The following is a 19,171-nucleotide window of genomic DNA, read 5'->3' as shown; positions in this document are numbered from 1 at the left end:
CGTCACGACGGCCCGGTCCCCCCGGATCACCTGAGCGTCAGCTTCCCCGGATCACCTGGGTGATCCCGTTGATGATCTGCTGCACGGCGATCGCGGAGAGCATCATGCCCGCGAGCCGCGTCACCAGGACCACGCCGCCGTCCTTGATCAGCCGGATGATCAGCAGCGAGTAGCGCATCACCAGCCACAGCACCACGTGGATCGCGACGATCGCGATCCACACCGATATCTGGGTGTCCACGCTGTGGGCCTTCTGCACGGCCAGGATGACGGAGACGATCGCGCCCGGCCCCGCCAGCAGCGGCATGCCCAGCGGCACGAGGGCCACGTTGACGTCCTTGGTGGCCTTCGGCTCGTCGTTCTTGCCGGTGAGCAGGTCGAGCGCGATCAGCAGGAGCAGCAGACCGCCCGCGATCATCAGGGCGGGCACGGAGACGTGCAGATAGTCCAGGATCTGGTGACCGAGGACGCCGAAGACGGCGATGACCCCGAAGGCCACGCAGACGGCCTGGAACGCCATCCGCTTCTGCGTCTTCGCCGGGCGGCCGGCGGTCAGGGCGAGGAAGATCGGGGTGATCCCAGGGGGATCCATGATGACAAAAAGGGTCAGGAACAGAGAGCCGAAGACGGCGATGTCGAACATGGGGGAAGTACTGGCCTTGCCGAAGGAAGAAGAACTGAGGGTGTGAGTGCGCGCGGGCCGGCCGTCGGAGGGCGGCCTCAGGCTCCGCCGGCCCCCGGGACCGGGAACGCGCCGGTCGCCCGGCGAGTGATCTCCCCGTACACCTCGGGGTCGGTGGTGTACGCGCCGAGCGCCACGGTCTTGCGCGTGCCGTGGTAGTCCGAGGAGCCCGTCACCAGCAGTCCGAGGTCCTTCGCCAGACCGCGCAGACGCTCGCGGGTCTCGGCGTCGTGGTCCATGTGGTCGACCTCGATGCCGTCCAGACCGGCCGCGGCCATCTTCGCGATGGCGGACTCGGGGACCGTGCGGCCGCGCTTGGCGGCGGCCGGGTGCGCGAACACGCAGACCCCGCCCGCGGCCTTGACCAGCCGGATCGCCTCGAAGGGGTCGGTCTCGTGCTTCTCCACGTAGGCCCGGCCGCCGTCGGCGAGCCACTCCTCGGTGAACGCGTCGCTCACCGTCTCCACCACGCCCAGCTCGACCAGCGCCGAGGCGACGTGCGGGCGTCCCACGGAGCCGCCGGCGGCGATCCGCTCGACCTGCTCCCAGGTCACCGGCACACCCAGCGCGTTCAGCTTGGCGACCATGCCCTTGGCCCGCGGCACCCGGTCGTCCCGGACCAGCTCGCGCTCGGCGAGCAGGGCGGGCTCCTCGGGGTCGAAGAGGTAGGCGAGCATGTGCATCGAGACGCCGTCGAGGCGACAGGACAGCTCGGCGCCGGGGATCAGGGTCAGCCCGGCGGGCAGCGCGGCGATCGCCTCGGCGTGGCCGCGGGTGGTGTCGTGGTCGGTCAGCGCGACGACGTCCAGTCCGGCCGCGGCGGCCTCGCGGACCAGCTCGGCGGGGGTGTCCGTACCGTCGGACGCGGTGGAGTGACAGTGCAGATCGATGCGCACGGTGACTCCAGACGGGACCAGGACGGAAGTGGACACCTCAGGATAACCGCCCCGCGCACCCCCTTTGTCACGGCCGCCGCCCGGGAGCGCCCCCTACATCCCTAGGGGCGCATCAGCCGCGGCGACAGGGCGCCGCAGGGCACCAGGTCCAGTTCGGCGCCCGCGTCGCGCAGATCGGTCAGGACCAGCTCGTCGTACAGGAGCAGGCCCGCCTGCTCGGGCCAGATCACCGCCCACAGCCACATGCCCAGTGCCTCGCCGGCGAAGACGGCGCGGTCGTCGGGGGTGCGGTAGACGTGCCACAGCGGGGTGGGGCGGCCGGCCGCGAGCACCTTGGTCTGGGGCGGCTTCTCGACGTTCATGTACGCCCCCGGGTCCGGGCCGTCGATGCCCGCGTAGCGCGCGCCGAGGCCGACGCCCATCTCCTCGGCGACCAGGATCAGCTCGCCCGGTCCGCCGAGCGGGCCCGGTCCGGAGCAGGCGACGGCGGTCGCCCGGCCGCCGCTGCGGTCGTCCCCGGCGTAGGCCGCCCCCGTGAAGAGCCAGCCGACCGGCAGCGGCCACGGCATCCACAGCGGCACATGCGTGCGGTGCACCACGGCACCGAGGGCCTCGACGCTGGGCGGGATCACGGGCTGCAGCGGAAACACCGCGCCGTGCGCATCGCACTGCCACGTATCGGCGAAGAGGCCGGGAGCCCTGACCCGGCCACCACACCGCGGGCAACTGGGTTCGCCCCTCATAGGGCCCCACGGTCCTACCCCGGCCCGTCCACGTCAAGGACGATCACCCGTCCGGAGGGAACCCCCGCGGCCACACCCCGGCCGCGGCCCGCCCACCAGGGATTTAGGTGCATCTTGCATTAATTAGCCGAGCTAACTTACTATGTGTATAAGCCAACTATCTGGACTGCGTGCCACACGCGGATGGGAGAAGCACATGGACCCCCTCGACGCGGGAGCCGGCGGCATCCTGCGGCAGCCCAAGGCGGTCTGGGCCACGGCCGGCGCCTCCGTCGTCGCCTTCATGGGCATCGGCCTGGTCGACCCGATCCTGCCGTCGATCGCGCAGGGTCTGCACGCCACACCCAGCCAGGTGTCCCTGCTCTTCACCTCGTACTTCCTGATCACCGCCGTGGCGATGCTGCTGACCGGCTTCGTCTCCAGCCGCATCGGCGGCAAGAAGACGCTGCTGCTCGGTCTCGCCTTCGTGGTGGTCTTCGCCGGTCTCGCCGGCACCTCCGGCACGGTCGGCCAGCTGGTCGGCTTCCGGGCGGGATGGGGCCTCGGCAACGCGCTGTTCGTCTCCACCGCCCTCGCGGTGATCGTCGGCGCGGCGGCCGGCGGCAGCGCCGCGGCGATCCTGCTCTACGAGTCCGCGCTCGGCCTCGGCATGGCCTGCGGCCCGCTGCTCGGCGCGGTCCTCGGCAACGTCAGCTGGCGCTACCCGTTCTTCGGCACCGCCACCCTGATGGCGATCGGCTTCCTGTGCATCACGGCGTTCCTGAAGGAGCAGCCGAAGCCGGCCCGCAAGACCTCGGTCCTGGACCCGCTCAAGGCGCTCGGCCACGGCGGTCTGGCCTCGGCGGCGATCTCGGCGTTCTTCTACAACTACACGTTCTTCACCGTGCTGGCCTTCACGCCGTTCGTGCTGGACATGACCCCGTACCGCTCCGGCGCGGTGTTCTTCGCCTGGGGCGTGCTGCTCGCGGTGTTCTCGGTGCTCGTCGCCCCGCGCATGCAGAAGCGGTTCGGCTCGCTGAAGGTGCTCGGCGGCTCGCTGGTGCTGCTCGCGGCCGACGTCCTGGTGCTCGGCTACGGCGACCACACCGCCGCGATCGTCTGCACCATCCTGTCCGGTGCGTTCATCGGCGTGAACAACACCGTCTACACCGAGCTGGCCCTCGGCGTGTCGGACGCCCCGCGCCCGGTGGCCAGCGCGGGCTACAACTTCGTCCGCTGGTTCGCGGCCGCGGCGGCGCCCTACTTCGCGCCGAAGATCGAGGAGTGGACCGACATCCACGTCCCGTTCGCGGTCGCGGCGGTCACCGCGCTGCTGGGCGCCCTCGTGGTCGGCGTCCGGCGCCGGGCCCTCACCCACGAGGCCGAGGAGCTGGCGCCCCGGCACGCCACCGAGGACGGCGTCACCGTCTTCGCCGACTGAGCCAGCCGAGCGGCGGCACGGTGAGCTTGCTCACTCCAGCGGCACGGACCTGCGGACCGGATCCCGCAGGTCCGTGCCGTGCGCGAGCCAGCGCTCCTGGAGCGCCTGGGCGCCGTGCACCCGCTTCCAGGCGGCCTCGTTCGGCGTCATGGGCAGCAGCGGCAGGAACCGCACGGGCTCCAGCGGGGCGTCCAGCTCCAGGTCCTCGACCAGCCCGCCGCCCTCGCCCACCAGGACCGAGGTGAAGGGGGCGCCCGGCCACAGCGGCTCGCCCACGTCCAGGGAGCTGCCCGGGGCCACGACCAACCCCTCCACCTGCGGGGACGCGGCGAGCACGGCGAGCGGGCGGAGCACCTTGTCGGTGTCGGCGACGCCCACGCGGAGCGACAGCACCAGTTCGGCCCGGGGGCCCTTGACGGGATCGGCGACCAGCGCGGTGGGATCGGTCATGGGATGCGCGGACATGCCGAGGGTCGCGTACCGGACGACGTCCCCCTCGGTGAAGCGGAGCACCTCGACGCGGTCCGTGCCGAGGAAGGTGACGGCCGCCCGCGCGTCCGCGGCGCCCAGCGCGGTGGCCAACCGTGCCTCGACCAGAGGAAGAACATCAACCATGCGGTGAGCATAGAACTCGTCAGTAGCGGGCAAAGCGGCACCTTGACAGCGAGGGCGGCTGGTACTCTGAGCCGGTGGTTCGGGACGGCACGCGAAGCGTCGCTATCAGGTCCCGGTACCGAAAGGACTCCCTTACGAGGGACCGGCCGGAGGAGGTGGGGCTGTCATGGATCGAAGTCGACCTGGTAGTACCACTCGCTCTTCCGCCCGCTGATGTAGTCACCGGCTCGTAGCCACTGGCTGATTCCCGATCTGGCCGGCTGCCACCTTCCCGTGCGCGTCACTGTCCGGAAGAGCACTTCGTTTCGCTTTGCCTGATCTGCGTCAGTTCTGCATCAGCAGCGAAGTCGCCACCGCAACGGTGCGGTGCTCCCCGCTTTGTGGACGAGCCAAACATCCTTCCCCTGCCTCGCGGGAGGGGAGACCCCTGAAGGACGTCCTCATTCCGGGTAGTTCCACCCGTCACCGGCGGTCTTTCGTTGCCTGCCGCGAAGGAGCCTGCCCATGTCGATGATCCGCGACCTGCGCGCCGTGGTCCGTCCCTCCCGCGTCGCGCCCCGCAAGGCCACGCCCGCGCCGTCGGCGCCGTACGACACCACGCGCGACCCCGCCACGCCCTCGGCCGTGGTCGACTGCGCCGTCTACCGCGACGGCCGGCGCCTGCCGAGCGCGAAGCCGCTGACCCCGCAGGAGGCGATGCGGCTGGTGCGGCGCGACGGGGGCTTCGTGTGGATCGGTCTGCACGAGCCGACCGAGGCCGAATTCGCCGGTATCGCCGGGGAGTTCGGGCTGCACCCGCTGGCCGTCGAGGACGCGGTGCAGGCACACCAGCGGCCCAAGCTGGAGCGGTACGACGACTCCCTGTTCACCGTCTTCAAGACCATCCACTACGTCGAGCACGACCGGCTGACCGCCAACAGCGAGGTCGTGGAGACCGGCGAGGTGATGTGCTTCACCGGCCGGGACTTCTTCATCACCGTCCGGCACGGCGGCCAGGGCTCGCTGCGGGCCCTGCGGCACCGGCTGCAGGACGACCCGGAGCTGCTGGCCAAGGGCCCCTCGGCGGTGCTGCACGCCATCGCCGACCACGTGGTGGACGGCTACATCGCGGTCGCCGCCGCGGTGCAGGACGACATCGACGAGGTGGAGACCGAGGTCTTCTCGCCGGGCCGGGGCGGGGTCTCGCGCGGTGTGGACTCCGCGCGGATCTACCAACTCAAGCGCGAGGTCATGGAGTTCAAGCGGGCGGTGGCGCCGCTGCTGCGGCCGATGCAGCTGCTCAGCGAGCGGCCGATGCGGCTGATCGACCCGGACATCCAGAAGTACTTCCGGGACGTCGCCGACCACCTCGCCCGGGTCCAGGAGCAGGTGCTGGGCTTCGACGAACTGCTCAACTCCATCCTCCAGGCCAACCTGGCGCAGGCGTCGGTCGCGCAGAACGAGGACATGCGGAAGATCACCGCGTGGGCCGCGATCATCGCCGTGCCGACGATGGTGTGCGGGGTGTACGGCATGAACTTCAAGTACATGCCCGAGCTGCACTGGAAGTACGGCTACCCGGTGATCATGGGCATCACGGTGGCGCTGTGTCTGGGCATCCACCGGACGCTGAAGCGCAACGGCTGGCTGTGAGCGGCGCGGATAGGGTGAGCGCATGACAAGCGAGCTGCTCGACCGGGCTCTCATCGAGGAGGCCGCCAAGAAGTCCGGCCTCGTCTGGGTCGCCGGCGCCGGTGCCGCGCGTGCGTTGTGGCACGTGTGGCACGAGGGCGCGGTGTGCCTGGTCGGCGACGGGCCCGGGGAGCAGCCGCTGACCGGGCTGGCCGACGGCGCGACCGCCGAGGTGACCGTGCGCAGCAAGGACAAGGGCGGCCGGCTCGTGTCCTTCCCGGCGACCGTCACCGAGCTGCCCGCCGGCACCCCGGAGTGGGAGGCGGCGGTCGGCGAGCTGAAGGGCAAGCGGCTGAACGCCCCCGACGCGGAGCGGATGCCGGACCGCTGGGCCCGCGAGTGCCGGGTGCTCCGGCTGGTGCCGGCCGGTCCGGTGGCGCCGCTGCCCGCCGGGGACCTCGCACAGAGACCGGTCCCGACCCCGGCGACGACGCGCCGCCCGGTCCCGGCGGCCCTGCCGAGGCTGCTGGCCAAGCGCCGCAAGGGCCGGTAGCGCCGGAGCCGGGCGAGCCCGGCCCACGGGTCGTCGCCGTGACGGCGGATCACCGCCGTGGCGTACGGCCGTCGTCGCGGCGGCGGTGACGCCGGTGCGGGCGAACAGAGGTGGCGGGCGGTCACCGCCCCGGGTTCACGACGCCGGCAGCTGCTGCCCGTAGTCCACCGTCTCCGAGTCCGCGGGCTCGGCGAGCGGGAAGTTCTTGCCCCAGTCGGAGAACCGGAGCGTGCCCGCGTCGCCCGCGCGGGTGAGGGCGAGGGGATAGGGGGTGCCCTGGAGGGAGACGTCCAGGGTGCCACCGGAGCCGTGGTCGCCGGTGATGCGGATGGTGCGGGTACCCGCCTGGGCGTGGTGCCCGTCCGTCGCCAGCGTGCCGTGCAGTGTCAGCAGACCAGCCAGGAGGACGTCCTTGTCCGTGAAGCCGCTGAACTTCTTGTACGCGGGGTCCCCCTGCGGCACCTTCACGTACTTGCCGTCGAGCTTGGCCGCGGCCCCCGCGCCCTTAGAGCCGGTGCCCTTCTCGCCGTCGGCCTGCTGCCAGAAGTCCGCGTCGGCCTTCAGGTACAGCTGGCTGCCCACCCGCAGCAGCCGGAACGTGGCGCCCTCGGAGGTCACCGAGCCGGTCCCGCCGTCGGACTTCAGCCGCATGTCCAGCCGGTACGTGCGGCCGCTGGTGACCACGGTCCCGGCGAGCCGTACCGCGGGCGCCGCGTCGGCCGCCGCCCGGGTCCTGGCCTGGATCTTCCCGGCGGGCAGCCTGCCCACGCCGTTCGTCCCCGCGTCCGGGTCGTCGCCGCACCCGGTGAGCACCGCCGCGCCGGTCACGGCCAGCGCGCAGATCGCGGTCACCAGACGGGTACGGCCGGGGGGAATCGCAGTCACAGGTGAGGTCGCCTTTCCGACGGTTCCTTCAGCGGCGTACCGCAGCGTACCGGTGCCCCGGCCCCCGGCGGAGCCGGTCCGTCCGGACCCCCCACCAGGGCGTATCCAAGCGGTACGGGCTAGCCTGAAGCGCACCCGTGCGGGCAAATCCGAGCAATTCCGCAACGACCCGCCGACCAGGCGGACAACCCGAAACGCAGAGCGATTCCCAGGCCACGGGCGTGCCCCGGGCCGCGGCAGCAGAGGAAGCAGAACCATGGCAGCCGGCGCTCCCCGGATCTTCGTCTCGCACCTCGCCGGGGTCCCCGTCTTCGATCCGAACGGCGACCAGGTGGGCCGCGTGCGCGACCTCGTCGTGATGCTGCGCGTGGGCCGCAGGCCGCCGCGCGTGCTCGGGCTGGTCGTCGAACTCGCCACCCGGCGCCGCATCTTCCTGCCCATGACCCGGGTCACCGGCATCGATTCCGGGCAGGTCATCATCACCGGCGTCATGAACGTCCGCCGCTTCGAGCAACGGCCCACCGAGCGGCTGGTCTTCGGCGAGCTGCTGGACAAGCGGGTCACCCTGGAGGAGACCGGCGAGGAGGCCACCGTCCTCGACGTGTCCGTGCAGCAGCTGCCCGCGCGCCGGGACTGGGAGGTCGACCGCGTCTTCGTCCGCAAGGGGCGCAAGGGCGGCGCCTTCCGGCGGGCCAAGGGCGAGACGCTGACCGTGGAGTGGGCGGCCGTCTCCGGGTTCTCCCTGGAGGAGCACGGCCAGGGCGCCGAGAACCTGCTCGCCACCTTCGAACAGCTGCGCCCCGCCGACCTGGCCAACGTGCTGCACCACCTGTCCGCCAAGCGGCGCGCCGAGGTCGCCGCCGCCCTGGACGACGACCGGCTCGCCGACGTCCTGGAGGAGCTGCCGGAGGACGACCAGATCGAGATCCTCGGCAAGCTGAAGGAGGAGCGCGCGGCGGACGTCCTGGAGGCCATGGACCCGGACGACGCGGCCGACCTGCTGGGCGAGCTGCCGGAGGAGGACAAGGAGCGGCTGCTCAGCCTGATGCAGCCCGCCGACGCGGCCGACATGCGCCGGCTGATGTCGTACGAGGAGCACACGGCCGGCGGTCTGATGACCACCGAGCCGATCGTGCTGCGCCCGGACGCCACCGTCGCCGACGCGCTCGCCTGCGTCCGCAACCCCGACCTCTCCCCCGCGCTCGCCGCCCAGGTCTACGTCTGCCGCCCGCCGGACGAGACCCCGACCGGCAAGTACCTGGGCACCGCCCACTTCCAGCGGCTGCTGCGCGACCCCCCGTACACCCTGGTCAGCTCACTCCTGGACGACGACCTGCAACCGCTGTCGCCGGACGACACGCTGCCGGTCATCGCCGGGTTCTTCGCCACCTACGACATGGTGGCCGCGCCCGTGGTGGACGAGGCCGGGTCGCTGCTGGGCGCGGTGACCGTGGACGACGTACTGGACCACATGCTGCCCGACGACTGGCGCGAGACCGAGTTCCACCTGGAGGAGAGCCCCGAAGGGGACGAGGGGGCCACGCACCATGACGCCTGAGCGCGAAGGCAGCCGCGAGCACGGCCGGGAGCGCGCCCCCTCGGGCGCCACGGCCGCCACCCGCCCGCGCACGCCCCGGCTCGACCAGCCGCGCCCGCCCCGCCGGCGGCTCCTGCCCGAATGGGACCCGGACGCCTTCGGCCGGCTGTCCGAGCGGATCGCCCGGTTCCTCGGCACGGGACGCTTCATCGTCTGGATGACGGTGGTCATCATCGTCTGGGTGGTGTGGAACGTCGCCGCGCCCGTGCACCTGCGGTTCGACCAGTACCCGTTCATCTTCCTGACCCTGGCGCTGTCCCTCCAGGCCTCCTACGCGGCCCCGCTGATCCTGCTCGCGCAGAACAGGCAGGACGACCGCGACCGGGTCAACCTGGAGCAGGACCGTAAGCAGAACGAGCGGTCCATCGCCGACACCGAGTATCTGACCCGGGAGATCGCCGCGTTGCGGATGGGCCTCGGCGAGGTCGCCACCCGCGACTGGATCCGCACCGAGCTACAGGACATGCTCAAGGAGATGGAACGCCGCGGCCACGGGGGACCGGTCGTATTCCCGGCGGAACGGACGGAACGCCCGCCGGGACGTGACGCAGACGACCGCTGAGGTGCTACCCCCAGGCGCCCGAGGGCGCCGTACCATCGTCCTTATGGCTACGGAAGACGCGGTGCGCGAGGCACTGGCGACGGTGAACGACCCCGAGATCAACCGCCCCATCACCGAGCTGGGGATGGTCAAATCGGTGGAGATCGGGGAGGACGGCGCGGTCGCGGTCACCGTGTACCTGACGGTCTCCGGCTGCCCCATGCGCGACACGATCACCCGGCGTGTCACCGAGGCCGTCACGCGGGTCGAGGGCGTCACCCGGGTCGACGTCACGCTCGACGTGATGAGCGACGAGCAGCGCCGGGAGCTGGCCGAGGCACTGCGCGGCGGCCAGGCCGAGCGCGAGGTGCCGTTCGCCAAGCCGGGCAACCTCACCCGGGTCTACGCGGTCGCCTCCGGCAAGGGCGGCGTCGGCAAGTCCTCGGTCACGGTGAACCTGGCGGCGGCGATGGCGGCCGACGGTCTCAAGGTGGGCGTCGTGGACGCCGACATCTACGGCCACTCGGTGCCGCGCATGCTGGGCGCGGACGGCCGTCCCACCCAGGTCGAGAACATGATCATGCCGCCGTCGGCGAACGGCGTGAAGGTCATCTCCATCGGCATGTTCACCCCGGGCAACGCCCCGGTGGTCTGGCGCGGCCCCATGCTGCACCGGGCCCTCCAGCAGTTCCTGGCGGACGTCTACTGGGGCGACCTGGACGTCCTGCTGCTCGACCTGCCGCCGGGCACCGGTGACATCGCGATCTCCGTGGCCCAGCTGGTCCCGAACGCCGAGATCCTGGTCGTCACGACCCCGCAGCAGGCGGCGGCCGAGGTGGCCGAGCGCGCCGGTTCCATCGCGGTGCAGACGCACCAGAAGATCGTCGGCGTGGTCGAGAACATGTCCGGCCTGCCCTGCCCGCACTGCGGCGAGATGGTCGACGTCTTCGGCACGGGCGGCGGCCAGCTGGTCGCCGACGGCCTGACCCGCACCACCGGCACCTCGGTCCCGGTCCTCGGCTCCATCCCCATCGACGTCCGGCTGCGCGAGGGCGGCGACGAGGGCAAGCCGGTCGTGCTGACCGACCCCGACTCCCCCGCGGGCGCGGCCCTGCGCTCGATCGCGGGCAAGCTGGGCGGCCGGCAGCGCGGTCTGTCGGGCATGTCCCTGGGGCTGACCCCGAAGAACAAGTTCTGAGCCGTCGGTCCACGCCGAAGGGGCGCCGGAACGAACCGGCGCCCCGAGGATCACACGTAGGCGGAAACGTCCTCGACCGCGGCGAACCCGAGACCGTACGCGCTCATCCCCCGGCCGTACGCGCCGAGATGCACCCCCGCCTCGGTGGTACCGGCGAGCACCCACCCGAACTCGGACTCCCGGTAGTGGAAGTCCGCGGCCACCCCGTCCACCGGGAGCGAGAGACGGGACCACTCCGGCCCGCCGAGATCGTCGGCCAGCGCCCACGCCGTCTCGGTCTGCTGCTCCAGCCAGTCGTCCCGCAGGGTGTGGTCCAGCTGCCCCGGCCAGGTGAAGGACAGCAGTCCCACCCCCGCGAGCCAGGCGGCCGAGGACACCGACGTCGCCTCCAGCAGACCCGTCCCGTCGTCGGTCCGCCGGGACGGGTGCGCGGCGACGGTCACCACGACCGCGAACTTGTCCCTCGGTTCCCCGGTGACGCCCTCGTGCAGGACGGAGGGCGTGTCACCGTGCCCGATCGAGCCGTGCTCCACGGCGCCGTCGGAGGCCATGCCGACCTGCATCAGCCAGCGCGGCCCCGTGAACGCCTCGTCGAGCCCGTACCAGGGGAAGGGCGCCCGCAGGTAGGCGTCGACCGTGCGGCGGTCGGAGGCGAACCCCTGCCCGCCCTCCGGGGCCGGCGCCGTCGCGCCCACCCGACTCGTCGTCTCCATCTGCCCGGACGCCTCCTCGCTCTCGTCGGACCGGGGCGGCCCGCCCCCCTTCGGGCGTACTCCACCGGTCCGCACAACAACTCGGCAGCATAACCACACCGCTGAGCGCCGCAGGGCAGGCGCCGGATGCGGGGGTACCCCGAACGACCCGTTCACGCCGTTCGCGGCGGGCGCGCGCTATGACACGCGTCACGTGCGCGTGTCGGGATGGGACGGTTCGCGGCTTACGTGGCGTCGAAGTCGAACGGGGGCCGCTCGTCCTTGCCGGGGTCCTCGGACTTCTTGGTCATGTCGATCTTCCCGCCGGCGGCGGGGGAGGCCGCCTCGGAGGAGGACGAGGAGGCAGAGGAGGGAGCGGAGCCGGTGTCGCGGCCGTTCACCGCGTCCGTGATCTCGGCCATCTCCTTCTTCAGGTCGAAGCCGTTGCGGATCTCCTGGAGGCCCAGGTCGTCGTTGCCCAGCTGCTTGCGCAGGAACGTCTTCGGGTTGAGGTCCTCGAAGTCGAAGTCCTTGAACTCGGGACCCAGTTCGCTGCGGATGTCCTGCTTGGCGCTCTCCGAGAACTCGCGGATCTTCCGGATGGTCCGGGTGACGTCCTGGATGACCTTGGGGAGCTTGTCCGGACCGAACACGAGCACCGCGATGACGATGATCGTCAGTAGCTCCATTGGCCCTATGTCATTGAACACCTGACGCTCCTTGCGATGTCCTCGGTCGCTCAACGGTACCCGGCGTTCCCGTCCGACCGGTACCGTCCCGTGGTGAGACTTGTGTCAGTTCTGCTCCGAGGCGCCCAGGACGAGTGAGACCTCCCGCTCGGCACCGCCGTGTACGACCGTCAGCCGCAGCCGGTCGCCGGGCCGGTGGGCGCGGATCTTGACGATCAGCTCCTCACCCGTGTGGACCCGCTCCCCGTCGACCCGGGTGATCAGGTCGCCCGGCGCGAGCCCGGCCCGTTCGCCGGGACCGCCCTTGAGGACGGCGGGGCCGCCGTTCGCGCTGTGGTCGTCGATGCGGGCGCCGTCGCCGGTGTAGCCCATGTCGAGGGTGACGCCGATGACCGGGTGGGTGGCGTGGCCGTCGTTGATCAGTTCCTCGGCGACGCGCCGGGCCTGGTTGACCGGGATGGCGAAGCCCAGGCCGATGGAGCCGGCCTGGCCGCCCTCGGTGTCCGAGCCGCCGTCGGCGGAGCGGATGGCCGAGTTGATGCCGATGACGTGGGCCCGGGAGTCGAGCAGCGGCCCGCCGGAGTTGCCCGGGTTGATCGGGGCGTCGGTCTGCAGGGCGTCCACGTAGGACACGTCGCTGCCGTCGCCCTCCTCGCCGCCCGCGGTGATGGGCCGCTCCTTGGCGCTGATGATGCCCGCGGTGACGGTGTTGGCGAGGTCGAAGGGGGCGCCGATGGCCACGACCGGGTCGCCGACCCGGACGCCGTCGGAGTCGCCCAGGGTCAGCGGGGTGAGCCCGCGCACGCCGTGCACCTGGACCACGGCGAGGTCGTAGCCGCTGTCCCGGCCGACGACCGTGGCCCGGACGGAGTCGCCGTCGCTGAACGTCGCGGATATCTTCCCGCCCGACGCGGCGGGTGCGACCACGTGGTTGTTGGTGAGGATGTGGCCGCGGTCGTCGAGCACGAAGCCGGTGCCGGTGCCCTCCTCGCCGGAGCCGGAGACGTGCAGGGTGACGACGCTGGGCAGGGCGCGGGCGGCGATCCCGGCCACGCTGTCCGGGGCGCGCCCGGCGGGCACGCTCTTGGCCTGCGGCAGGGTCACCTCGCCGCCGAGGCCCTCGCGTTCGACGTAGGCGCCGACGACGCCGCCGATCCCGGACGCCAGCAGGGCGACCACCAGGGTCCAGGCGACCAGGAACCGCGTGCCCCGCCGCCCGCCCCGCCGCGCGCCGTCCGGCACGGCGCCGGCCTGCTGGAGCGGCCCTCGCCCCCACGGGTCGTAACGCCCCCAGGGGTCCTGTGCGGGCCCCGGGGCGGCCGGGGACACCGGGATGGGGCCGCCGGCCGCGACGGGCTCGGGGACCGCCGTGGAGCCCTGGACGGGCGCCGTTTCGGGAAGGGGCGCCGCGGCCGGGGCGGGTGCCGGTACGCCGGTGGACGCCGGGGCCGGGGCGAACGGGGCGGACGGGGCGGCCGGCGAAGGCGCGCCCGGGAACGCGGGCGCGGGTGCCGGGGCCCGGCCGTGCGGGCCGCCCGGTGGCGGCGGCAGCGGTGTGCCGTGCGTCGGGGTGGTGCCCGGGTGCTGGACCGGCGGGGCGGGGGCCCAGGGGCCCGGCTCGCCGTAGGGCGGGGTGCTGTAGGGGTCCGGTTCGTGCAACGGCGTGGGGCGCTCCGGCTTGGCCAGCTCGAAGTCGCCGTCCGGCGTCGGACCGGTCCCCGCCGCCCCCTCCGTACCCGCTCCCGGCGGGACGCGGTTCCCCTCGTTCATGCTCTCCCCACGGCCGGCCGCGGCCGTGCGCTTCGGCGGCCGCGGGACGTCGACTGCGTGCCCGGCCGATCACCACGGGCACGGCCCTCACCGGATTCAACCAGGTTCGCGGGCCGTGGCGCAGCGCCGGTCAGCGCGCCCGCTGCGGGGCGCTCGGGGACGTCGAGGGGGTGGCGGGGGTGCCGGGGAGGGAGTCGGAGAGCACGCCGGGGACCATCGGGGCCGTGGACCACTTGGTCAGCGGCAGGCCCGTGGCCTTGTCCGGCAGGCGTATCAGCGGGGAGACGGCGGTCGCGCCCGCCATCAGCGGTGCGCTCAGCCGGGCGCCGAGGCCCTGGTCCGGTCCGGCCGAGGGAGCGGGGGCGCCGGGCACCAGGGGCGCGGTGACGGCGGTCGGCGGTGTCGCCGCCGTCGTGTGCCCGAGCAGGGTGCCGCCCTGGGCGAGCAGCGGGCCGGGGCGTCGGCGCTGGGTGTCGGCCGTGCCCGCGCCGGTGCCGCCGGTGGCGCCGCCGGTGCCCGTGGTGCCGGCCGGGACCACGTTGCTGCCGGTGCCGGAGCCGCGGGCGTCCGCGGCCGGGGAGCCGGGGATGGCGGTGGTCACGCCGCCGAGGGCGACCGCGGCCAGCGACACCGCGCCCGCGGCGGCGAACGCGAACCGCAGCCCGCGCGAGGCGGCGCGGCCGTCGTCCGGGCGGCCCACGGGATGGATGCGGAAGCCGCCGTCCTCGACGGCGGGGCCGGGGCCGTGCGGGCGCGCCGGGACGTAGCCGAAGGAGAAGCCGCGCCCGGTGCCGAAGACGCCCGGGGAGCCGGAGACCGGGGCCTCGGAGCCGCTGCCGAGCAGTCCGGTGGCCGGGGCGCCGCCGCCGTCGGGGCCGCCGCCGGGCAGGCCCTGGAGGCGGGCCAGCAGGCTCGCCGAGGGCGGGGGCGGGGGCGCCGCCGCGAAGGCGTTCTTCAGCGCGCGCTGGGCGTCCGCCTCCGCCTTGCAGCGGGCGCAGGTGGCCAGGTGGGCGAGGACGCGTTCCCGCGTGTCATGGCCGAGCTCTCCGTCCACCAGGGCGGAGAGCCGGTCTCCCAGATGCTGCTCGGCGAGGCGTGTCCCCTCGGCGGGTTTCTGTCGCGATCCGCTCACGCCGTCGCGCCCCCTCCCCCCAGCGCGGGGACCCGGGCCAGGAACGAGCGCCGCTCGGCCGCGCGGGCCTCCGGTGAGCGGTGCGCGAGGGCCTTGCGGAGCTGGGAGCGGCCGCGGTGGATGCGGGAGCGGACGGTGCCGAGCTTCACGCCGAGGGTCGCGGCGATCTCCTCGTACGACAGCCCCTCGATGTCGCACAGCACGACGGCGGCGCGGAACTCGGGCGCCAGGGTGTCCAGGGCCTGCTGGACGTCCGCGTCGAAGTGGGCGTCGTTGAAGAGCTGCTGCGGGGTGGGTTCGCGGCTGGCCAGGCGCTCGGCCGCGTCCTCGCCGAGGGCGTCGAAGCGGATGCGCTGCTTGCGCCGGACCATGTCCAGGAAGAGGTTGGTGGTGATGCGGTGCAGCCAGCCCTCGAAGGTGCCCGGCGAGTACGTCGACAGCGAGCGGAAGACGCGCACGAAGACCTCCTGGGTGAGGTCCTCAGCGTCGTGCTGGTTGCCCGTGAGGCGGTAGGCCAGGCGGTAGACGCGGGCGCTGTGGGTGCTGACGATCTCCTCCCAGGTGGGCGGAGTCCACGCCTGCCCGTCCGCGTCACTGGTGAAGGTCGCGGTCTGGGGCTCACCCGGGGCGAGTCCGGCGGCGTGGTGGTCAGCAGCGGTGTCGGTCACGGATTTCGGCCTGCCCGCCGACCCGAGGAAGCGCCGCAGCACTCCGCCCCGGTCCTCGGGCGCAGCCGCACCTCCCCTGTCGGCTCTGGTGGTGTCCAGTGGAGCCCCTACCATAGCCACCTCGCCCGTTAGCTCCGGATAAGCGTTTTTACGAGAATTTGATACTTGCTGGTGCGGCTCGTGCCGCTGCGTCAGCAGTTGTGCGCTCTCCTCGTCCATCCCCTGCCCCCGAAGCATTCCCCCGCCACCGTCTCTTCCTTGTAAACGCCTGGTCCCATCTGCGGGTTCCCGACGCCAACGGATACAGTCACGCCGAGGCATCCATGGGGACAGGAGAGGGTCATTACCGGCAACCGGCAGACGAGCTCGGCATTCGCCGACGCCTTTGCCGCCGAGGACGAAGCGCTGCTCTGGGCCCGCGACCGCGCCCGTGACGCGGGACTTCGCTCGGTGTCGCCCGGCACGGGCTCCGCGCTGCGCCTGCTCGCCGCCTCCGTGGACGCGAAGGCCGTCGCGGAGATCGGCACGGGCTGCGGGGTGTCCGGAATCCATCTGCTGCACGGCATGCGCCCGGACGGGGTGCTCACCACGGTCGATTCGGAGCCGGAGCACCAGCAGTTCGCCCGGCAGGCCTTCCGCGCCTGCGGCTTCGCCAGCAACCGGGCCCGCTTCATCCCCGGCCGCGCCCTGGAGGTGCTGCCCCGGCTCGCGGACGCGGGCTACGACCTCGTCTTCTGCGACGGGGACCGGCTGGAGTACCTGGACTACTTCGCCGAGTCGCTGCGGCTGCTGCGCTCCGGCGGCGTGGTGGTCTTCGAGGGGGTCTTCGCGAGCGGCCGCACGGTCGACTCGGGGCCGCAGCCGTCGGAGGTGCTGCGGCTGCGGGAGCTGCTGCGCACGGTGCGCGAGAGCCAGGAGATGGTCACGTCGCTGCTGCCGGTCGGCGACGGGCTGCTGTGCGCGGTCAAGCGGTGACGGCGGCGACCGGGACGGGAGGGCCGGCGGCACCCGGCGGGTGCGGGGCCCCGGGAACGCGGCTGCCCCGGCACCGCGTACGATGCCGGGGCAGCCGTGAGGACTGACTCTCGCGCGTCAGACGACGACCTTCTTGAGGGCGTCACCGAGCGCCTCGGCCTCGTCAGGGGTCAGCTCGACGACGAGTCGACCGCCGCCTTCGAGCGGAACGCGCATGACGATGCCCCGCCCCTCCTTGGTCACCTCGAGCGGGCCATCGCCCGTCCGCGGCTTCATGGCCGCCATGCTCGTTCCCCTTCCTGAAACCAGCTCATCGTCTGCCGATTGGTGGCACCCGGGCGGGCACCGCGGGACCGGATCGGACACGCGACACCGGCATCGAACACATTGCTTCCCAGCCATTATCCCGCATCTCAGGACCCGATGACCAACATCGGTCCGCATCGCTTGGGCAACGCGCGCGAGCAAAACCACTCAATTCGGGGATGTGGCTGCGATACTGCGCCATCGCACACACACCCGTCGGCCAACCTCCGTCCGGTTTTCTTTGACGCAGCTCACACCGCCGGTCGGACCCTCGGCCAGGGATCTCCGCCATGCTGTTCCCGGACACGGACGTACCGAGCAGTACGTCACCACCGCGACGGAGGGGAAGCGCCATGGCCGACACCGTGCTCTACGAGGTGAGCGACGGGCTCGCGACGATCACGCTGAACCGCCCCGAGGCGATGAACGCGCTGAACGTCGAGGCCAAGGTCGCCCTGCGAGAGGCGGCGCGGGAGGCGGCCGGCGACCCGGCCGTGCGGGCGATCCTGCTGACCGCGGCCGGGGACCGGGCGTTCTGCGTGGGCCAGGACCTCAAGGAGCACATCGGGCTGCTGGCCAAGGACCGGGAGACCGGCTCCGGGCAGACGATGAGCACGGTCGGGGAGCACTACAACCCGATCGTGCGGGCCCTCGCCGGGGCGGCGAAGCCGGTGGTCGCCGCGGTGAACGGGGTCGCGGCCGGGGCCGGGTTCGGCTTCGCCCTCGCCGCGGACTACCGCGTCGTCGCCGACACGGCGTCCTTCAACACCTCGTTCGCGGGGGTCGCCCTGACCGGTGACTCCGGGATCTCCTGGACGCTGCCCCGGGTGGTCGGGCCCGGCCGCGCGGCCGACCTGCTGCTCTTCCCGCGCAGCATCGGCGCGCAGGACGCGCTGGAGCTGGGCATCGCGAACCGGGTCGTGCCGTCCGGCGAGCTGCGGGCCGAGGCCGAGAAGGTGGCGCGCACGCTCGCCTCGGGCCCGACGGTGGCGTACGCGGCGATCAAGGAGGCGATGGCCTTCGGGCTGACGCACTCGCTGTCGGAGACCCTCGACAAGGAGGACGAGCTCCAGACCCGGGCCGGGCGGTCCGAGGACCACGCGATCGCCGTGCAGGCGTTCGTCGACAAGGAGAAGCCGCGCTACTCGGGGCGGTGACGCCCCTCCCGGGCGCCACGGGCGACGCACGCCTCCAGGTGGTCGTCCACCAGTCCGCACGCCTGCATCAGCGCGTACGCCGTCGTGGGTCCCACGAACTTCAGGCCCCGCTTCTTCAGCGCCTTGGACAGGGCCGTGGACTGGGGGGTGACCGCCGGGACGTCCGCCAGGGTCTTCGGGGCCGGGCGGGTCGCGGGGTCGGGGGCGTGGGACCAGATCAGTTCGTCCAGTTCGCCGTCGGACCAGCCGGCGAGGACGCGGGCGTTGGCCAGCGTGGCGTCGATCTTGGCGCGGTTGCGGATGATGCCGGGGTCGGCCAGCAGCCGCTCGCGGTCCTCGTCGGTGAAGGCGGCGACCTTCTCGATGGAGAAGCCCGCGAAGGCCGTGCGGAAGCCCGGGCGGCGGCGCAGGATGGTGATCCAGGACAGGCCGGACTGGAAGGCCTCCAGGCTGAGCCGTTCGAAGAGGGCGTCGTCGCCGTGGACGGGGCGCCCCCACTCCTCGTCGTGGTACGAGACGTAGTCCTCGGTGGACAGGGCCCAGGGGCAGCGCAGCGCGCCGTCCGGCCCGGCGACGGCGGCGGTCATCGCTGGTCCTCCGGGTGCTCGGGCTTGTCCTGCCGGGGCTGTGCGGCGGCGGCCCGGGCGCCGGCCAGCGCGGATTCCAGGCCGGCGATCCGGGCGTCCCGCTCGGCGAGTTCGGCGGCGAGCCGGCCGAGGGCGTCGTCCACGTCGGCCATCCGGTAGCCGCGCGGGGCCAGCGGGAAGCGCAGGGTCTCGATGTCGGCGCGGCCGACGGGGCGGTCCTCCGGCAGCGGGTCCTGGAGCCGCTCGGGCGCGGCCTCGGGCAGCGGGGCGCTTTCGCCGCCGCCCACCACGGCGAGGGTCACCGCGGCGACCACGACGGCCAGCGCGACGACCAGGAACAGGAACATCACCATCGTCTCGAGGTCCCCACGCTCGGGTGCCGGCCGCGAGGGCCGGACGCGGAATCTGTCTGGTCCGATCGTGCCATGCGAGTCTGACGGTTAGGGTCACTGGC

21 protein-coding genes are annotated in these 19,171 nt (G+C 72.8%); 8 read left to right on the top strand and 13 right to left on the bottom strand.

What is annotated here, in order from left to right; genetic code table 11:
• Window positions 1-37: 37 nt before the first annotated feature.
• From BLW85_RS25280 to BLW85_RS25270, 3 genes are all read right to left on the bottom strand, one after another.
• The gene (locus BLW85_RS25280) at window positions 38-643 is read right to left on the bottom strand and encodes a MarC family protein (protein ID WP_070026900.1); all 606 of its coding nucleotides are present in this window, start codon (window positions 641-643) and stop codon (window positions 38-40) included.
• 77 nt (window positions 644-720) lie between these two features.
• A complete protein-coding gene (locus BLW85_RS25275) occupies window positions 721-1,578 on the bottom strand; it encodes a PHP domain-containing protein (RefSeq protein ID WP_074993184.1) in 858 nt (285 codons plus the stop codon).
• A gap of 101 nt (window positions 1,579-1,679) precedes the next feature.
• Entirely contained in the window at window positions 1,680-2,321 is a 642-nt protein-coding gene (locus tag BLW85_RS25270) for a DUF6758 family protein (protein ID WP_070026903.1), read from the bottom strand.
• 196 nt (window positions 2,322-2,517) lie between these two features.
• On the opposite strand from BLW85_RS25270, the gene BLW85_RS25265 reads away from it, so the two are divergent.
• The gene (locus BLW85_RS25265) at window positions 2,518-3,741 is read left to right on the top strand and encodes an MFS transporter (protein ID WP_074993183.1); all 1,224 of its coding nucleotides are present in this window, start codon (window positions 2,518-2,520) and stop codon (window positions 3,739-3,741) included.
• A gap of 30 nt (window positions 3,742-3,771) precedes the next feature.
• Here BLW85_RS25265 and BLW85_RS25260 read toward each other — a convergent pair whose 3' ends face one another.
• Window positions 3,772-4,356: a suppressor of fused domain protein gene (locus BLW85_RS25260; RefSeq protein WP_074993182.1), complete on the bottom strand. Its 585-nt coding sequence runs from the start codon at window positions 4,354-4,356 to the stop codon at window positions 3,772-3,774.
• Between the two features lie 504 nt (window positions 4,357-4,860).
• Between BLW85_RS25260 and BLW85_RS25255 the strand changes: the two genes are divergently transcribed.
• Together BLW85_RS25255 and BLW85_RS25250 are read left to right on the top strand one after the other, a co-directional pair.
• Window positions 4,861-5,988 (top strand): magnesium and cobalt transport protein CorA, encoded by a 1,128-nt coding sequence (locus BLW85_RS25255; protein ID WP_070026906.1) that lies wholly within the window; start codon window positions 4,861-4,863, stop codon window positions 5,986-5,988.
• Between the two features lie 22 nt (window positions 5,989-6,010).
• Window positions 6,011-6,520, top strand: coding sequence for a hypothetical protein (locus BLW85_RS25250; protein WP_070026907.1), 510 nt, complete (start codon window positions 6,011-6,013; stop codon window positions 6,518-6,520).
• Window positions 6,521-6,655: 135 nt separating this feature from the next.
• Here BLW85_RS25250 and BLW85_RS25245 read toward each other — a convergent pair whose 3' ends face one another.
• Window positions 6,656-7,405 (bottom strand): hypothetical protein, encoded by a 750-nt coding sequence (locus BLW85_RS25245; protein ID WP_208624892.1) that lies wholly within the window; start codon window positions 7,403-7,405, stop codon window positions 6,656-6,658.
• Window positions 7,406-7,661: 256 nt separating this feature from the next.
• On the opposite strand from BLW85_RS25245, the gene BLW85_RS25240 reads away from it, so the two are divergent.
• Genes BLW85_RS25240 through BLW85_RS25230 form a run of 3 tightly spaced genes read left to right on the top strand, consistent with a single transcriptional unit; the run spans window position 7,662 to window position 10,741 of the window.
• Window positions 7,662-8,963: a magnesium transporter MgtE N-terminal domain-containing protein gene (locus BLW85_RS25240; RefSeq protein WP_070026908.1), complete on the top strand. Its 1,302-nt coding sequence runs from the start codon at window positions 7,662-7,664 to the stop codon at window positions 8,961-8,963.
• On the top strand, window positions 8,953-9,564 hold the full coding sequence (locus BLW85_RS25235) for a DUF1003 domain-containing protein (RefSeq protein WP_070026909.1): 612 nt from the start codon (window positions 8,953-8,955) through the stop codon (window positions 9,562-9,564). The genes BLW85_RS25240 and BLW85_RS25235 overlap by 11 nt, the downstream gene beginning before the upstream one ends.
• A gap of 43 nt (window positions 9,565-9,607) precedes the next feature.
• The gene (locus BLW85_RS25230; protein WP_074993181.1) at window positions 9,608-10,741 is read left to right on the top strand and encodes an Mrp/NBP35 family ATP-binding protein; all 1,134 of its coding nucleotides are present in this window, start codon (window positions 9,608-9,610) and stop codon (window positions 10,739-10,741) included.
• 50 nt (window positions 10,742-10,791) lie between these two features.
• On the opposite strand, the gene BLW85_RS25225 is transcribed toward BLW85_RS25230, so the two are convergent.
• From BLW85_RS25225 to sigE, 5 genes are all read right to left on the bottom strand, one after another.
• A complete protein-coding gene (locus BLW85_RS25225) occupies window positions 10,792-11,454 on the bottom strand; it encodes a hypothetical protein (RefSeq protein WP_070026911.1) in 663 nt (220 codons plus the stop codon).
• A 224-nt stretch (window positions 11,455-11,678) separates the two neighbouring features.
• Window positions 11,679-12,143 (bottom strand): sec-independent translocase, encoded by a 465-nt coding sequence (locus BLW85_RS25220; protein WP_070026912.1) that lies wholly within the window; start codon window positions 12,141-12,143, stop codon window positions 11,679-11,681.
• Between the two features lie 84 nt (window positions 12,144-12,227).
• The gene (locus BLW85_RS25215; protein WP_074993180.1) at window positions 12,228-13,892 is read right to left on the bottom strand and encodes a S1C family serine protease; all 1,665 of its coding nucleotides are present in this window, start codon (window positions 13,890-13,892) and stop codon (window positions 12,228-12,230) included.
• 130 nt (window positions 13,893-14,022) lie between these two features.
• Window positions 14,023-15,024, bottom strand: a complete 1,002-nt coding sequence (locus BLW85_RS25210; protein WP_079172417.1) for a zf-HC2 domain-containing protein — start codon at window positions 15,022-15,024, stop codon at window positions 14,023-14,025.
• Window positions 15,021-15,734, bottom strand: a complete 714-nt coding sequence (gene sigE, locus BLW85_RS25205) for an RNA polymerase sigma factor SigE (protein ID WP_070026913.1) — start codon at window positions 15,732-15,734, stop codon at window positions 15,021-15,023. The genes BLW85_RS25210 and sigE overlap by 4 nt, the downstream gene beginning before the upstream one ends.
• A gap of 234 nt (window positions 15,735-15,968) precedes the next feature.
• Between sigE and BLW85_RS25200 the strand changes: the two genes are divergently transcribed.
• Entirely contained in the window at window positions 15,969-16,667 is a 699-nt protein-coding gene (locus BLW85_RS25200) for an O-methyltransferase (protein ID WP_071828745.1), read from the top strand.
• Window positions 16,668-16,784: 117 nt separating this feature from the next.
• On the opposite strand, the gene BLW85_RS25195 is transcribed toward BLW85_RS25200, so the two are convergent.
• Window positions 16,785-16,952, bottom strand: a complete 168-nt coding sequence (locus tag BLW85_RS25195; protein ID WP_018544333.1) for a DUF3117 domain-containing protein — start codon at window positions 16,950-16,952, stop codon at window positions 16,785-16,787.
• A 374-nt stretch (window positions 16,953-17,326) separates the two neighbouring features.
• Here BLW85_RS25195 and chcB point away from each other — a divergent pair, with 374 nt between their 5' ends.
• The gene (gene chcB / locus BLW85_RS25190) at window positions 17,327-18,130 is read left to right on the top strand and encodes a 2-cyclohexenylcarbonyl CoA isomerase (protein ID WP_070026915.1); all 804 of its coding nucleotides are present in this window, start codon (window positions 17,327-17,329) and stop codon (window positions 18,128-18,130) included.
• Here chcB and BLW85_RS25185 read toward each other — a convergent pair.
• On the bottom strand, window positions 18,115-18,717 hold the full coding sequence (locus tag BLW85_RS25185) for a DNA-3-methyladenine glycosylase I (protein ID WP_074993179.1): 603 nt from the start codon (window positions 18,715-18,717) through the stop codon (window positions 18,115-18,117). The genes chcB and BLW85_RS25185 overlap by 16 nt on opposite strands.
• Complete coding sequence (locus tag BLW85_RS25180; RefSeq protein WP_070026917.1) at window positions 18,714-19,070, bottom strand: DivIVA domain-containing protein; 357 nt, start codon at window positions 19,068-19,070, stop codon at window positions 18,714-18,716. The genes BLW85_RS25185 and BLW85_RS25180 overlap by 4 nt, the downstream gene beginning before the upstream one ends.
• Window positions 19,071-19,171 lie beyond the last annotated feature (101 nt).

This window comes from Streptomyces misionensis (genome assembly GCF_900104815.1).
Classification (GTDB): domain Bacteria; phylum Actinomycetota; class Actinomycetes; order Streptomycetales; family Streptomycetaceae; genus Streptomyces; species Streptomyces misionensis.
This window is presented reverse-complemented; position numbering and strand designations above follow the sequence as displayed.